Origin of the sequence: Peribacillus faecalis, assembly GCF_014712675.1 — a bacterium.
GTDB lineage: Bacteria > Bacillota > Bacilli > Bacillales > DSM-1321 > Bacillus_AD > Bacillus_AD faecalis.
On sequence record NZ_JACXSI010000018.1, the window covers coordinates 1 to 15,246 of the forward strand.

General features: G+C 37.9%; 16 protein-coding genes and 1 pseudogene. 3 read left to right on the forward strand and 14 right to left on the reverse strand.

All coding sequences use genetic code 11. The features are described from left to right. Positions 1-191: 191 nt before the first annotated feature. Positions 192-503, reverse strand: a complete 312-nt coding sequence (locus IEO70_RS08540; protein ID WP_190998019.1) for a hypothetical protein — start codon at positions 501-503, stop codon at positions 192-194. A 506-nt stretch (positions 504-1,009) separates the two neighbouring features. Next, positions 1,010-1,396 (reverse strand): SMU1112c/YaeR family gloxylase I-like metalloprotein, encoded by a 387-nt coding sequence (gloA2, locus tag IEO70_RS08545; protein ID WP_190997957.1) that lies wholly within the window; start codon positions 1,394-1,396, stop codon positions 1,010-1,012. Positions 1,397-1,795: 399 nt separating this feature from the next. Here gloA2 and IEO70_RS08550 point away from each other — a divergent pair, with 399 nt between their 5' ends. Then, on the forward strand, positions 1,796-2,095 hold the full coding sequence (locus tag IEO70_RS08550) for a hypothetical protein (protein ID WP_190997958.1): 300 nt from the start codon (positions 1,796-1,798) through the stop codon (positions 2,093-2,095). A gap of 465 nt (positions 2,096-2,560) precedes the next feature. On the opposite strand, the gene IEO70_RS08555 is transcribed toward IEO70_RS08550, so the two are convergent. The 8 genes and pseudogenes from IEO70_RS08555 to IEO70_RS08590 form a co-directional block, all read right to left on the reverse strand. After that, positions 2,561-3,376: a lipid II flippase Amj family protein gene (locus IEO70_RS08555; protein WP_190997959.1), complete on the reverse strand. Its 816-nt coding sequence runs from the start codon at positions 3,374-3,376 to the stop codon at positions 2,561-2,563. A 393-nt stretch (positions 3,377-3,769) separates the two neighbouring features. Beyond that, positions 3,770-5,200: pseudogene (locus IEO70_RS08560) on the reverse strand (class I adenylate-forming enzyme family protein); the annotation flags it as partial. Positions 5,201-5,278: 78 nt separating this feature from the next. Continuing rightward, positions 5,279-5,581, reverse strand: coding sequence for a DUF5983 family protein (locus IEO70_RS08565; protein ID WP_190997961.1), 303 nt, complete (start codon positions 5,579-5,581; stop codon positions 5,279-5,281). A 175-nt stretch (positions 5,582-5,756) separates the two neighbouring features. Beyond that, positions 5,757-5,918, reverse strand: a complete 162-nt coding sequence (locus IEO70_RS08570; RefSeq protein WP_190997962.1) for a hypothetical protein — start codon at positions 5,916-5,918, stop codon at positions 5,757-5,759. A 13-nt stretch (positions 5,919-5,931) separates the two neighbouring features. Continuing rightward, complete coding sequence (locus tag IEO70_RS08575) at positions 5,932-6,792, reverse strand: SPFH domain-containing protein (protein WP_190997963.1); 861 nt, start codon at positions 6,790-6,792, stop codon at positions 5,932-5,934. Between the two features lie 131 nt (positions 6,793-6,923). Continuing rightward, positions 6,924-7,808 (reverse strand): mechanosensitive ion channel family protein, encoded by an 885-nt coding sequence (locus IEO70_RS08580; protein ID WP_190997964.1) that lies wholly within the window; start codon positions 7,806-7,808, stop codon positions 6,924-6,926. Positions 7,809-7,880: 72 nt separating this feature from the next. Further along, positions 7,881-8,609: an ABC transporter permease gene (locus tag IEO70_RS08585; RefSeq protein WP_190997965.1), complete on the reverse strand. Its 729-nt coding sequence runs from the start codon at positions 8,607-8,609 to the stop codon at positions 7,881-7,883. Beyond that, positions 8,602-9,525: an ABC transporter ATP-binding protein gene (locus tag IEO70_RS08590; RefSeq protein WP_190997966.1), complete on the reverse strand. Its 924-nt coding sequence runs from the start codon at positions 9,523-9,525 to the stop codon at positions 8,602-8,604. Before IEO70_RS08590 ends, IEO70_RS08585 begins: the two co-directional genes overlap by 8 nt. A gap of 461 nt (positions 9,526-9,986) precedes the next feature. Between IEO70_RS08590 and mbcS the strand changes: the two genes are divergently transcribed. After that, the gene (mbcS, locus tag IEO70_RS08595) at positions 9,987-11,576 is read left to right on the forward strand and encodes an acyl-CoA synthetase MbcS (RefSeq protein ID WP_190997967.1); all 1,590 of its coding nucleotides are present in this window, start codon (positions 9,987-9,989) and stop codon (positions 11,574-11,576) included. A gap of 171 nt (positions 11,577-11,747) precedes the next feature. Here mbcS and IEO70_RS08600 read toward each other — a convergent pair whose 3' ends face one another. The 4 genes from IEO70_RS08600 to IEO70_RS08615 form a co-directional block, all read right to left on the reverse strand. Continuing rightward, positions 11,748-12,074 carry a rhodanese-like domain-containing protein gene (locus IEO70_RS08600; protein WP_190997968.1) on the reverse strand — a complete coding sequence of 109 codons (327 nt, stop codon included), beginning with the start codon at positions 12,072-12,074 and terminating at the stop codon, positions 11,748-11,750. Positions 12,075-12,148: 74 nt separating this feature from the next. Continuing rightward, positions 12,149-12,820 (reverse strand): GNAT family N-acetyltransferase, encoded by a 672-nt coding sequence (locus tag IEO70_RS08605; RefSeq protein WP_190997969.1) that lies wholly within the window; start codon positions 12,818-12,820, stop codon positions 12,149-12,151. A gap of 10 nt (positions 12,821-12,830) precedes the next feature. Next, entirely contained in the window at positions 12,831-13,496 is a 666-nt protein-coding gene (locus IEO70_RS08610) for a GNAT family N-acetyltransferase (RefSeq protein ID WP_190997970.1), read from the reverse strand. A 12-nt stretch (positions 13,497-13,508) separates the two neighbouring features. After that, positions 13,509-14,372, reverse strand: a complete 864-nt coding sequence (locus IEO70_RS08615; protein ID WP_190997971.1) for a carbon-nitrogen hydrolase family protein — start codon at positions 14,370-14,372, stop codon at positions 13,509-13,511. A 139-nt stretch (positions 14,373-14,511) separates the two neighbouring features. On the opposite strand from IEO70_RS08615, the gene IEO70_RS08620 reads away from it, so the two are divergent. Then, positions 14,512-15,096 carry a cupin domain-containing protein gene (locus IEO70_RS08620; RefSeq protein ID WP_190997972.1) on the forward strand — a complete coding sequence of 195 codons (585 nt, stop codon included), beginning with the start codon at positions 14,512-14,514 and terminating at the stop codon, positions 15,094-15,096. The last annotated feature ends 150 nt before the right edge of the window (positions 15,097-15,246 follow it).

Below are 15,246 nucleotides of genomic sequence, written 5' to 3' on the forward strand. Positions count from 1 at the left end.
TACTGATGTATTGTCCTTTTAAGCTGGCCAGCCATTTAGGACACTTTTATCATATCAAGAGGTCTTTTTGTGCTCAAACCTCGTATTCATTCATTACAGGAATGCTGCCCCTTTAGTTCAATAAGATGTTCAACATAAAAAGGTATCATCCCTTATTGGAACAATGCCCCTGCAAACTCAAAATTTTCAAACTACGGAGCAAATTCGGTTTGACCAGTAAACAATAAGATAATCGCTATTATCCAGAATATAAAGAAAGACGAAGAAAGGATTAGAGATATGATGGAAATGGCCTTTTTCTCAGTTTTTTTCGATATCCCCAATAAAGATAAAAAGATACCTATACCCGTAAGAAGCATTGTCACATAATCCCCAGCCGAATTCCCGATATTTGCTATTCTTGTCGCTGGTACAAAAACAATAAAGAAGCAAATTACCCCAACGATTAGAGAAATATAACTAAGAATGCCATATTTCTTTGGTACAGCAGTTTGGATTTCCAAAGATACACGCCCTTTCGAATATATATTGTCTGTCAGTACATCATAATTATTTTTCGACACATTATGTTAAAATCCTTCTTCCGCAACACTGGCCCGATAGCTGCATAACAAAAAAGAGCTGATCTACAGCCCTTTGTATTACAGTTCACATAAAAAGGCGTTAATCCTTTCTGGATCAACGCCCCTATGGACATATTAAATCAGATTATATCTTGTTGATTTCTTGTTCAATTGCTCTTTTTACAATCAAATTCGTAAGTAGTCATTTCTGTTTGGCTCTTTTAGAGAAGTGGGGTATCAAGCTATGCTTGAAACTGCTCAATTGTAAAATAAGTTAAACAAGAAAACCGGATGGTGCGTGCACGAGAAACTCAAAATTCTTTGACCAACATAGGAAAAGGCCCCTTACCTAAAAGAAGCCTTTACCCATACAATCCTGCCAGTCATTGTGGAACATCCTATGAAACGAGAAAAAACGGGTGGTGACAGGCACATAAAACGCTCTATCAACTCTCATATAGTTCGATTGGCAAACCATCTGGGTCAGCAAAAAACGTAAACTTCTTATCCGTAAACGGATCAATTCGAATCTCCTCTACGGATACAGCTTGTTGTTCCAAATAGGACACAGCTTCTTGTATATCCGGCACAGCAAAGGCCAGATGCCTTAACCCTGCTGCTTCGGGGTTACTTGGACGTACAGTTGGATCTGGGAAAGAGAACAATTCTATTTGGTAGTTTCCATTCACCTCTAAATCCAACTTATAGGAATCCCTTTCTTCCCGATAAACTTCTCGAACCGGCTTCAAACCAAGTACATCGGTATAAAACTTTTTCGATTTCTCATAATCCGAACAAATAATGGCGATATGATGAATACCTAATAAATTCATTTAGCTTCTCCCTTCTATATTGTACGAATCTCTGGTGACAGACACAGGAAAATATCATGTAAAATCTCATCAAGCATTAACTGTTATTTTTATTCTAGCATTTACATTACTAAAGTGGTCAACTATTATTTTGCACTATACACATCTCTAACAACAAAAAAACCTTTGTAGTGCACGCCCTGGAAAAACAACACCTACAAAAGGTCTCTGGTATTGGAATATATCTTCCTAACTAGGATAACAAGAGCCATTCATAAAGACAATGTGATCGGTTTCAATGGCCAAATCCTCCTTCAACGATTTAATCGGAGGTATCGGATTTGTTTAATAATGAAAAAGGATATATGAACCACACCATAGAATTAATAGAGAAACAGCTTTATAAAGGGGCGATGGCTTTTGAATAAGCCTAAAGTAGGAACAACTTTAGGGATTTTATCTATCTTGCCTCTGATAATAAGTATAAATTTTTTCTTTATAGAAAGAGGTCCAAATGCTGATATTTACGCTATAATAACCATTTTCAGTGTTTTATCAATTATAGGTATTCTACTTTCGATACTTTCTATAATCTATTTATGGATGTCAAAAGAACACAAAAGCAAATTATTAATTGGTTTGGTCGGGCTAATAGCCAATTTATTGGTTTTAGTTTTTACTTTTTTCTTATTATTAGCTATGGGAATCGGCGAACCCTAATTATTTTAAATCGGTAAGTTATGTTTCAAGTATTCGCTGTGTTGTTTTTACTTATTTCTATTATTACGTTGTGATGAACCTTTCACATTGCATATTATTGTTTGGATGATAATCAGAATAAGGGCGATGATACCATACAAAAGGGTTCCCGCCACCTGACTAATTCCATCAACGGCTATATGGAAAAACCATAAATAAGAATATACGAGAAAAATGACCGTGTTTAGTAGCAGAAAGAAGATAAAATTTTTTGACCTTCTACTTTTAATTCGATACAGAATAAAGAAAACGCCAATGAATACCCAAATACCGAGTGAACTAAAGAAAAATAAGGTATCAGACACCACGAAACCTCCCTATTATATAACTAAACTGCCCTGTTTGTGGGATAAAGACTTAAGCAAAAAAGCGTTAATCCTTCTTGGTTCAACGCCCCATTTTGTGCAACAAGAATAACTTAAATTATTAAACAATAAATTTAGTGAACCAAGCGATGTATTTAGCTCCGGGAATAAAGAATAATTGTGCTAATATCGTTCCTAAGAATCGAGAGGTAATCATCATTAGTGATACACTCTTTAGTTTTTGATAACTCCCTTTTTGATTTATCACATCATCTGCAAGAATAGAAACCTTTGGATCAATAAAAATAATTAGTAAGATTGTAGCTATCCCATTTACAAGACCTGAAGCCATTACAGCAGTTGTTGCTCTTTCAGGTACGATTAAAGCAGCATATAAAGCAGATAATACGCCAATTGTATAGATCGCTGTTATTATCGTATTAATTAAGAATAACTTTATTGGAATGTCTCGCCAGTTAATATCCTGCAAATAAGACCATTTCGGGAAATGAATGTGTTTTACTCCACGCTTCATATATTCGAAAGTTAATCCTTTTTTAATCAAAGATGGTATAGAACCTCTTTCTTCAGATAAATGAATGATAGCCCTTGAAAATAACGCAATAAAAGTTGGAAGTAAAAATATTCCAAATATTGTTCCAATAGTAGCAGAACCAATAATAACCCTATATTGGCTTTCTACAAACTCCAAAGTATTTTCATTAGGTGCATTATCAATTAGACTCCCTGTAAAAGGTTGTTGCATCATATTCGCTAATCTAGAAACCATAACCATTATATTAAATAACGATAAGGCTGAAGCTAATAACCTTACTCTGGCACCAGATAGCCTGACTGCATATGCAAGTGTTTCTATAGAATGAATAATAAGTATAAATAATGATATTAGTAGCAATTGTTCTGTGAAAAGACCCATAATCTATTCTCCTGTATAAAGTTTTCTATATTATAACACTCATTCCGATATTTGTTATTCTACTAACCTGCCCTTTAGTTGAATAAGCTTAGACAGGATTTAACCTTATTAAATATTTTATTATGTTCCTTCGTATTCCTTTTCGTTTAATCATCTATGGTTTTCACAAGCCAATTTGCAAACTGACAATAGCTATTGTCACGGTGTTAAAAAACAAGCTAATTTCTATGCCAATTAATAAAGCAAAAGAGGCGTTGTTTTCATATAAATCTTTTTATATCAAAGAGAAACCGCACCGATATTTCGGTGCGATTTACATTGTTAATTTTTGTGTTATACGGCTTGTTATTTCTGTTTTTCTCCCTCAAAAGAGAACCCGTTAAGCTCTTTTTTCTATCTTTTAGTTGTATGCTTTTGCCTTAATGGTCCTTTTAATATCTTTCCGGTAGCTGTCTTAGGCAAACTATCAATAAATCGATATATTCTCGGTGTTTTGTAGCTGGCTATTTTCTCACGACAATAATCAGATAATACCTGTTCTTCCAGCTCATTCTTCACGACAACATACGCAACAATTTCTTCACCGAAAAGATCATCCGGCTCCCCGATTACTGCGCATTCAACTACATCCGGATGACTGTACAGCACTTCTTCAATTTCTCTCGGATAAACATTATAACCACCCCGTATAATCATATCTTTTTTTCGGTCGACGATAAATACATTCCCTTGCTGATCCTGGTATCCGAGATCTCCTGTATATACCCAGCCTTCCCGAATGGTTGCAGCTGTTTCTTCCGGTTTTCCGTAATAACCCTTCATCACATTTCTTCCCCTAAAAATAATCTCTCCCACTTCTCCTCGCGGAACATCGCGATTATCAGCCGTGACGATTCGCAGCTCAACCCCTTCTATAGGCGGTCCTACTGATCCGACAACCTTCTCGCCGTCTACCGGCTGACTCGTAATCATGATTGTAGCTTCCGTCTGGCCGTAAGCCTCCAATATTTCCACACCGATATTTTTTCGTATTCTATCTATAATCTCTACCGGAATGCTTGCACCTCCCGAACCGAAAATACGAAGTGACGAATAATCATATTCTTTCAATTTAGGAGAATGAACAAACATCGTAAACATTGTCGGCACACCGATAAAGACAGTTATTCTCTCTCTTTCAATCATTTCTAAAATAGCTTCGGGAACAAACCTCACTTCCAAATAAATCGTTGCTCCTTTATAAAATGGGCACCACATGCCCGCCATTTTAGCCATTGCATGAAAAAGCGGCAAAACAACTGCAACTTTGTCGGACTCAACTGTTCCATTTGTCGCCGTCATAGCATCCGTCATCCAGGCAATATTATCATGTGTAATCATTGCCCCTTTCGGCTGCCCGGTCGTTCCTGACGTGTATAAAATTTGCGCTGTATCGTCTTCGCTTCTTTCCGTCAGATTCGTAATCGGCTCAAACTGAAGCAACCCCATCCATTGACAATTTTCCTTGCCGGGTCCGCTTGATGCGATAAAAATTTCTGTCGTTCTCAAATCTGCTTTCGCCTTCTCAACAACCTCTGCTCCTACAAAATCATACAAAATCGCACTGCACTGCGCATCATTCAAAACATAAGTTAATTCTTTTTCTTTAAATGTAGGGTTGATTGGAACAACCGTTGCTCCGATAGCTAAAAGCGCATAATAAGAAATAATATATTGCGGACTGTTGATCATCATAAGCGCTACATTGCTGTCTTTTTCAATTCCTGCATACTTTAATCCATTTGCTGCTCTTAATATTCGCTCCATTAATTGTTTATAACTGTGATTTGATTTTAAAGTAAAAAAGAACCGGCACTATAACCGGTCCTTTCTTAAAATGATTATTCTATTAGAAAAAATAGATTACCATTCATATTGAGGTAATTCTTCAATAACATCTGCTTCACGGGCAATCATCATCCATGGGCAATGATGAGTTACCGCATAATTGTACACATCGAAAAATTCAACCGGGATTGATTGGCCGCTTTTAATTTCATCAGTAAATACTCGTTCATTTACCGGAATAAACCAACCATCTCCGGATTTTTCATAAACGCTGACATCCATTGTTCCTTTGTCAGATAATTTCGCTTGTTCCTCTAGCCATTCCGCTGTTTGTTTAGAAATATTAGCTGTAGACACCGTTAAGATTTTTTCAATCATTTTAATTCCTCCAATATCGTTTAGTTTGCAGTATGTAATGCAAAACAAAGACTAAATCTTTGCCTAATCTTTAAATACCCCTCTGCCTGCGATATTAACTGAGAATTTTTACTAATTTTAAATAAATACAAAAAAGCAGTTTTACTGCACATAATGCAATAAACTGCTTTTTAAGTTATTCCTCATCCTTTTTCCAACGTCCTGCTTTTTTCACAGCATCCTTCAATAAAATCTCAATTTGCGCATTAACGCTCCGCAATTCATCTTCTGCCCATTTCTCCAGTGCATCGTAAAGCTTCGGATCGATTCTTAGCGGGTAAGCTTTTCTTTTAGCCATGTACTCTCAATCCTTAATGGATGGTGCCGCTGTTAATAACCGGCTGTGTTCCTTGATCAGAAACAATGGCGACCATCAAGTTATTAACCATTTGCGCTTTCTTATCATCATCTAAATCTACAACATTTTGTTCCGCCAATTGCTCAATCGCGCTTTTTACCATACCAACCGCACCGTCGACAATCACTTTTCGTGCTGATAATACAGCCTGTGCCTGCTGCCTTTGAAGCATAGCCGATGCGATTTCTGAAGAATAAGCAAGATGCATGATGCGTGCTTCAATGACTTCAACGCCGGCAACCGCTAATCTGGTTTGCAAATCTTTTGCCAAAAATGCGGCAATTTCGTCGCTGTTTTTGCGCAATGACATTTCGTTATCTTTCTCAAAATGGTCGTAGGCATATTGGCTGGCAATATGACGAATACCTGTTTCACTTTGAATTTGCACAAAATTTTTATAGCCTTCTACATCGAATGTTGCTTTTGCAGAATCTTCAACTTTGTACACAACAACAGCTGCTATCTCGATTGGGTTCCCTTCTAAATCGTTTACTTTCAACTTGTCGCTGTTAAAGTTCACAACTCGGAGCGACACCGTTGAACGCATTGTTAAAGGAACTGTTAACCAAAGCCCCTGCTCTCTAATGACACCAATGTACGTTCCGAAAAACGTGACAACCTTTGCTTCATTCGGCTGTACGATCGTCAAACCGGTCAAAGCAACAATACCAATTAACCCGGACAAAACAGCAACCGCAAGCGTTACAGCATTAAAATCCGTTAAAACAATGATATATGCGGCAATAACAATCAGTATAACAGCAGCAAGAATACCAAGGTAACCATTCAACTTAAATACCGACTTTTCACTCAATTTAAGCCCTCCTTATATCAATGTGATATCACTATTATATCATATTGATATGCAATATAAAGAAATTATTTCCACACCTTGAAACTTTTCCGTAAAAAATGAGCACCTTACAATTAGGTGCTCTAGCTGACTTATGAAGAAAGATGCTGTTTTTGCGAGCTGTTTTCCACATTCACATACGTTTCCGCCATCTTGATTTTTTCCCGATAAATCGTTTTCGCCAACAATTCTTTCGCTTCAAGAACAGCTGTTATGTAGTCGGTATCGTTGACAGTCGCTACAATCGATATTTTATAGCCTAACGGGCTGCTGTCCATCGAATGAAAGCCGTACACTTGGTACTTTTCTTCAAATTCATCTGTTTTTTCGTTTCTTTTTAAATAAGCATGGTGCTTTAAATTCAACTCATCGCAAACGTTTATGAAAATCTCCTTTACACGGATCGGATCTTCATGGAAAGAAAAGATGACACTTTCGAAAATACGTCTTTTATATACTGAACCGTTCACCATTTTCCGTATCTCACCATTAGAAATCGTCAATAGTTTTCCGTTCAGCAACCGTATTTTTGTAATTCGAAAACCAATTTCCTCTACCGTTCCTCCTTCAATCTCTCCGTTCAAATGGATAAAATCACCGGCCTTTATCGTTCCTTCAAACACCATAAATATGCCGCTTATAATATCATTTACAACTTTTTGCGCACCAAAACCGATTACAGCGGCGATAATCCCCCCGGCAAGAATGACTTCACTTAAATCTGCAAAAAACGGTTTGATTGCCGCAATTAAAATTATAATCGCCAATACATAGTTAGAAGTGTTTTTATATAAACTTTTAATCGTCTCTTCTTTCTTTTCTTCTAGCAAACGAGAACGCTTGAAAAATTGGTTCAGCAAATAGCCGATTACTTTAATCGCTAAATAAGTTGCTAATGAAGTTGTCCCAAGTGATATGACATATTCCGTTATCACGGTAAAATCAATATCGACGAATGGTTTTAAACTTTCAAACATAAAAAAATCCCCCTTTATATAAGAGGATAACGATTTTTTGAAATTTTTCTATAAATAAGATTGAAATGGTACTTACTGATCCTGACGCACAAAGGAATAGATTGTCAAAACTGTTCCGATTATGCCGCTTAAAAAAACAGACAATACCGCTATCCAAAAATAGATACTCGATGCCGACATGAGGCTTGCAATCGAAGCTGCTGACCAAGGTACGGCAATAGCCAGTTTCAGCATGCCCATTGAGGTTTGCGTCCCTGCTATGGCAATGACAGTAAAGATAAACGTGACGAGCAGTGATGGATAAAATAATGTCCGCTGCAAAACAGTTATCCATAATACCGGCAATGATGCGACAAAGAGAAAGCCGCTATTTTTAGCTACTAACAGAAAAATCAATTGTACGCCCGACCAGCCAAATGAAGCCGGATAAACCAATCGATAGCCGATCACAATCACAACCGCAACTAAACATGCCGTTATAATATACCACATCGCCCAAACAAGGAGCTTTGCGACAATAAATGAAACTCTGGAAACAGGAGCGTTCAATATATTAATCAAAGTACGGTCCTGGTATTCCCGCTGCATTAAAAATGTAATAAAAAATCCGCTCATAATCGACAGTATAAGAGAATTCATCAATATTAGCGTATAAATCCATTCGGTATCATCCGGGACAGAACCAATCATCATATCCTTTGCAATCAACACAATTTGCACACTTAAGACCATTATCGTACAAAGTAAAGCAAATGTGCTCTTTTTCTGTTTTAGAAATTCTGCCTGTAATATATCAATCAAGACTCTCACCCCCGGTAATTTGCTTAAAGTAATCCTCAAGGCTGCTTCGCTTCACATATATCTCGAACACATCAATCCCGGATTTCATAAGTTCCCGGTTTATTATAGAAGTATCTTCGATTTCATCGATTATTTTAATAATATGCTGACCCTCTGATGCCAAATTTGTTATCGAGCATTGTTTCTGTAAAATCTGTACGGCTCTTTCCGGATTAGAAACATGAATATAAACTGCTGCACTTTCTCTTTTTATTAAATCGGCATATGTGCATTCTTCAATGAGCTCACCATTATGTATAATGCCTATATCATCAACAAGCTGTTCCATCTCTGATAATTGGTGACTAGAAATAAGGATGGTAGTGTTATGGTCATCGCGCAGTCTTTTAATTAATGTCCGAACTTCAGCGATCCCAATCGGGTCAAGCCCGTTAGTCGGCTCATCTAATATTAGAAATTCAGGATTATGCACAATAGCATTGGCGATTCCAAGGCGCTGCTTCATTCCGACCGAATAACCAGAAAATTTTTTGTCATCTTTATAAGGGAGGCCTGCTATAAATAAAGATTTTTCAATTGCATCATGTTGAATTTCCCCTCGCAATCTTGCAAAATACTCCAAGTTTTCCGTGCCGGTCATATTCGGATAAAAACCCGGAGACTCGATCAAACTTCCAATCTTGCTATAAATATCTTTACGATAGCTGTCCATTGACTGACCAAAAAGAGTAATTTCTCCATCAGTTTTTTTCGTCAATCCTAGAATCATTTTCATAATAGTAGTTTTGCCGGAACCGTTTCTGCCAATAAGACCGTAAGTACGCCCCTTCTTCAAATGTAGGCAAACTTTATTGACTGCGATTTGCTCTCCAAACTTCTTCGTGAGGTTTTTCGTTTCGGCCAACACCGCTTCCATCTTTACCACTCCCTCTTCATTATCTGACAAACTGCTTCTTTTACTATTACCCTTTCCCCGCAATCTGTAATCTTGCCTGCGCTATAAGCGCACACTTATTACAATTAAAGTAACGGTAACATACTATATTTGCAAGAGGCGATGAATTTATAATCATTCATTTAGAAAACAGAAGTCAATCTCTAAAGAACGAAACAGTTTATGCTTGCATAGAAAATAGTCTATAAGAGTTTAAAGGATTTTCCCCAAAAATATAGAATTCAAAACAAGTACCTTTCTTTTCAGTCACTTGTCTTTAACATTCGCAAATTGTGTCTGAATAGTGACAATTTTTAAATTTATCTTTACTTATTGTTCAACATCTCTTATTGTTTAACGAAACTAGTAGTTGCATTTAGTATCTGGTATTAATTAAGGTGGTTTTAATTCTGATGATTTTATAATTGTAAGGAGGAGATTAGATGGACACACAAAGCTTGATTGCACCCAAAAAATACAATATTACTCATGAAATTGAAAAATTTAAGGATGAAGAGCAACGAAGCGCAATACGCTGGATTGATGCAAACGGCAATCGTCAAACACTTACATATAAACATTTGATTGAGCAAATGAATCAATATGCAAATGCACTTGTTTCTTTCGGATTGAGTAAAGGAGATCGCGTTTTAATAATGGTGCCTCGTGTACCGGAAGCTTACAAAGTATATTTGGCGTGTATCAAAGCAGGTATTGTGCCCATTGCCTGCTCCGAAATGTTAAGAGCATCAGATATTGAATATCGGATCAATCATTCAGAAGCGAAGGCTGTTATTGTTTATAAAGGTTTGACAGAAGAATTCGAAAAAATCACTTCTTCGTACGATGCCTTAAAATGCAAATTGATTATTGGCCAAGATCAAGATGATTGGATTCGACTTGATACATCAGCCGGAATACAAGCGCTTACGTTCGAAGCAGCCGATACTTCGAAAGATGACATCGCCTTTTTATCCTATACATCCGGAACAACTGGAAAACCGAAGGCAGCTATGCATGCGCATAGTTGGGGATATGCCCATATTCGGACCGCTTCAACAAAATGGCTCGGTGTAAAAGAAGGCGACCTTGTTTGGGCTACAGCTGCACCAGGCTGGCAAAAATGGATATGGAGTCCTTTTTTATCAACGATTATGCTTGGTGCAACAGCATTTGTATATCATGGACCTTTCAATGCCGAAAAATATTTATCTTTAATTCAAGACGAGAAGATTAATGTCCTATGTTGTACGCCGACAGAATATCGAATTATGGCTAAAACAGAAAAGATTGACCGCTTCGATTTGTCTTCTTTAAGAAGTGCTGTTTCTGCCGGCGAACCTTTAAACCGCCCTGTGATTGATACTTTCTTGAAATACTTTAATATAAAAGTGCGTGACGGATATGGTCAAACAGAAAATACTTTATTAGTTGGAACACTCGAGGGTATAGAACAACGTCCGGGTTCTATGGGGAAACCGACTCCCGGCAATATCGTGAAAATCATTGATAATTTCGGAAACGAAGCACCGATTGGTGAAGTTGGAGATATCGCAGTGCATAAGTCTTGTCCTGCTTTATTCAAAGGTTACTATAAAGATCACGAACGCACACAAGCTGCTTTCCGTGGCGATTGGTATATTACCGGCGACCAGGCAAGAGCTGATGAAGACGGTTATTTCTGGTATGAAGGTCGAAATGATGACATTATCATCTCTTCAGGCTATACTATCGGACCGTTTGAAGTAGAGGACGCGCTTAACAAACACGAAGCTGTTCAGGAATGTGCGGTTGTAGCCTCCCCTCATGAAACGAGAGGCAGTGTCGTAAAAGCATACATTGTTTTAAAAGCTTCGTATACCGTAGAAAATGAAACTCAGTTAATTCAAGAATTGCAAGAACATGTTAAATTGCTGACAGCTCCTTACAAGTACCCTCGTCTTATCGAATTTACTAAAGAATTGCCTAAGACAACATCAGGCAAAATCAGAAGAGTCGAATTACGAGCAAAAGAGCAGGAGCTTGCACGATAAAAAGAAGCGAGTAAGGATTTTTTTATCCTTGCTCGCTTCTTTTTCTATCCAAAGGTTTTAGTAACTTTAAATGCTGTCGCTACTTTAGCTACTCTTTCACCTAATCTGGAATCTCTCGTTACTTAAAAACCGCAACTCTTCAGCTAAGAATTGCGGTAATGATCATATTTTCTATTCATCAGATGTATTCCAAGTGGTAATCCCGCCTTCCAAAACCGTTACATCATATTGCTTTTCCTTCAATATCGCAGCACACTTTTTAGCAGAATTTCCTGTTGTACAAGTGACGACGATTTCTTGAGTTTTCGGCAAATCTTTCAAGAAGTCTTCATTCAAGTTAAAAATGAAGTCTTTCGGGATGTTAATACTCTTAATATTGCCGCCTTGAATATGATTTTTTTCATACTTTTCAGTTGCTCGAACATCCAATATAAGTACTTGTTGCTCTTCCCGGATTTTTTGTTGCAACTGTTTTGGTGAAATGATTTTCAAATCCATTTTCCCACCTCATTTTTAGTTTTGTTTAAGAAAGACCGGTGGGATGTTCCCCCACCGGTCTTGTCCAATATACACTATAAAGGCAGCAATTTCACATAATTACTCTTTGTCAGTTGTGCAATCATCTGAAGCCAACTTTCCGGTTTATTCGGTAAGACAGAATAATAGTCTGTCAGAAAATCAACTACCAAACTTGCAGATATTTCTTCAATTCTTTCATTCGTTGGCATAAAACAAAAATCAAGTCCGCTAACGGCTTCTCCATCATTTTTCCATGATGGATGCACATAAGCTAAATCCAAGCGTTTATAGCCAAGATGAGACAATACCTCACGGCGGACAAACGGGTTCATCGGGGCAATACAACCGAAAGCGAAGTCTTCCTTTTTATATGGGTCATAAATTTCCGCAAACATGCCAAAAAGTTGCTTTCCATTTTCTTCAGCTAGGCGATTTAAATCGCTTTGGCGATTAGCGGCCAAAAATCGGCCAATCCCGAGTCCTGGTCTCCCGATAATTGTGAAGTCAGTCATAGCAATATTCCATATAGGGTAATAGCGATATTCTGTCGCTCCAACAACTTCTTCTTCATAGGCGGCAACATAAACACGAATACTCGGATCTTCAAGCGGTTCCTTCCACAAGGCGTATTCCAAAACTTCCTCAGGAGGAAAGACTTCTCCTAATAAACGATGCAGTTTCGTAAACAAAGGGTCTTCAATATTGGTAATTCGAATGTAATCCATGCTTCTCCTCCTATTTAAACGGATTTCTCCATTCCATTAATAAGGCGTAGTGATGAGATTCCTCATCATCCAAATAGTTTTCAATAATAGTAGTCGGCGTTCTGCCGCAACTTAACAGAAAGTTAATGACCGGATCCTTAATCGTTCCGTCCATAATAGCCCCGACATACTTCTCCACTGACAATTCATTCGCTTTTTTATGATATCCGGGAATTCTTCCGCCTCCAAGCAACCGTTCAAGCCCAAGGTAGATGACAGTTTGATACATCGTCTGCATCATCAGCTTGCCGAGACCAAGTTTGCGATAAGACGGCCGCACACTAATATCGACAATATAAAGGGTGTTGCCATTGTAATCGTGATTGCCGATATATCCGTTATCGGTGATTTCTTCCCATCGGTGTTTCGGATGGAGCGGATCAAACTGCACACATACACCAGTCATCGATCCCACTAGTTTGCCGTCGACTTCAATACAAATAGCTCCTTCCGGAAATAAGGTGACATGATTGGACAGCTGTTGCCTATTCCACCAAAGCTCTTCCGGGAATGGTGGCGGAAAGCATTCCGATTGGATGGCTATCAGCTCTTCAAAATCAGCTTCTGTATAATTAAGGATAACAACAGGTAAAGGCTTGCCGTCACTCATACAATAAAACTCGCTTTCATATGCCATAAAACCACCCTTTTATTCGGATTTTTCCCAATCGACATACAAATCTGTTCTACGATCGCGCCATGTTGTAACAGACCCTTTCTCTCTCACTTCGTGAAGCAATGTCAAATCCAAGTCAGCAGTAATGAGCATATCTGCATTAATTTCTCCTTCTGCCATTAAACCTTTTGGCGGAAATGGAATATCATTCGGTGTAATGATAGCAGCCTGCCCAAAGTTAGCACGCATAAAATCGACATTCGTCAGAGAACCGACTGTTCCTGTCAATACGACATATACTTGATTTTCGATTGCTCGCGCATGGCTCGTATAACGGACACGATGAAAACCGTGACGGTCATCTGTACAAGACGGACAGAAAATGACATCTGCCCCTTCAGCCTTAGCCATTCTCACAATCTCAGGAAATTCAATATCATAGCAAGTCAAAATCGCGATTTTTCCTTTATCGGTATCGAAAGTCTGCAAGTAATCTCCGGCGTGCATATTCCATTCCTCAACCTCTGTAGGCGTAATATGCAGTTTTGCCTGCTCCTCAATGCGACCATCCGGGTAAAATAAATGAGCGACATTGTAAAGTTTGCCGTCTTTGCTTATGACATGCGTCCCGGCTATAATATGTATGTTTGTTTCTTTAGCGAACGTTGTAAATAATTCTTTATATTGGTCTGTGAAATCCGGAAGTTCATTAATGGTAAGAGGTTTGCCATCTTTTTTGATCGAAAGCAACTGTGTTGTAAAAAACTCGGGGAATAAAACAAATTCAGCTCCATATTCTTGGGCATTTTTTATATAATGCCCGCATTGATGGGCAAATTCAGCAAAAGACGCAATATCATGCAGTTTGTATTGAACAGCAGAAACGCGCAGCTTCATTTATCATTACTCCTTTTATTTTCATAATAATCAAATTATTACATACCCAGGAGTTTAAATACAATAATTTCCACACAAGAAAAATCATCTTGCATAACATAAGTAAATAGATTTATGCCTAATAATTAGAGGTGATTACATGGACTATACGTCTCCGGCTGCCCAGTTCCGCTTTGATGTCAATCAAAGTCCCTTATTTATAAAAGACCGTCAAAACTATATAAATATTTTAGGTTCTAAACAATTGAATACGCTTGACAATGTATCTTTGCTCGATATTTTTCTCAGCAAAAATAACGTTGTCGAACCTCATTATCACCAAAATGCAGCTGAGCTTGTCTACTGCATTTCAGGAGCCGCGACGGTATCAATGTTAAATCCGTATACGAAACAAATGCTTCATTACCCGATTACTCCTGGACAAGTGGCAAATGTTCCGCAAGGCTGGTGGCACTATGAAGTTGCTTCTTCGGATCATACTCACTTGTTAGCGATTTTTAATGCGTCGACACCGGATGTGATTTTAGGGTCAGACATTTTAAAATTCACTCCCGCAAACATTATGTCCCATACGTATTGCATCAATGAAGACCAGTGGAAGCAAGCAGTCGCACCGATTAAAGCAACGACCTATATTGGGCCATATAAAGAATGCGAACAAAAAGAAAACTTAACAAACCGTCATCATCCTTTTCCTGCTCACTCCCCTTGGTATTGGTCATAAAAAATTTAAAATAATTTAAAATAAATGTGTAAAGTTTGTGTAACCGGGTATATATAAGTGACGAGGAAATAAAACAACTCGTCAAAGCTTTACAAAGTGGACGGTTGCTTACAATAATGAGTATCTTTTTAGCAGGAGAGCTCATGTAAG

Bases quoted from the DNA above. Each gene is read 5' to 3' on its own strand.
- gloA2 (WP_190997957.1), bottom strand. From the start codon at position 1,396: ATGAATTTATTAGGTATTCATCATATCGCCATTATTTGTTCGGATTAT.
- IEO70_RS08555 (WP_190997959.1), bottom strand. From the start codon at position 3,376: ATGGGTCTTTTCACAGAACAATTGCTACTAATATCATTATTTATACTT.
- IEO70_RS08565 (WP_190997961.1), bottom strand. From the start codon at position 5,581: ATGATTGAAAAAATCTTAACGGTGTCTACAGCTAATATTTCTAAACAA.
- IEO70_RS08570 (WP_190997962.1), bottom strand. From the start codon at position 5,918: ATGGCTAAAAGAAAAGCTTACCCGCTAAGAATCGATCCGAAGCTTTAC.
- IEO70_RS08580 (WP_190997964.1), bottom strand. From the start codon at position 7,808: ATGTTTGAAAGTTTAAAACCATTCGTCGATATTGATTTTACCGTGATA.
- IEO70_RS08590 (WP_190997966.1), bottom strand. From the start codon at position 9,525: ATGGAAGCGGTGTTGGCCGAAACGAAAAACCTCACGAAGAAGTTTGGA.
- mbcS (WP_190997967.1), top strand. From the start codon at position 9,987: ATGGACACACAAAGCTTGATTGCACCCAAAAAATACAATATTACTCAT.
- IEO70_RS08600 (WP_190997968.1), bottom strand. From the start codon at position 12,074: ATGGATTTGAAAATCATTTCACCAAAACAGTTGCAACAAAAAATCCGG.
- IEO70_RS08605 (WP_190997969.1), bottom strand. From the start codon at position 12,820: ATGGATTACATTCGAATTACCAATATTGAAGACCCTTTGTTTACGAAA.
- IEO70_RS08610 (WP_190997970.1), bottom strand. From the start codon at position 13,496: ATGGCATATGAAAGCGAGTTTTATTGTATGAGTGACGGCAAGCCTTTA.
- IEO70_RS08615 (WP_190997971.1), bottom strand. From the start codon at position 14,372: ATGAAGCTGCGCGTTTCTGCTGTTCAATACAAACTGCATGATATTGCG.
- IEO70_RS08620 (WP_190997972.1), top strand. From the start codon at position 14,512: ATGGACTATACGTCTCCGGCTGCCCAGTTCCGCTTTGATGTCAATCAA.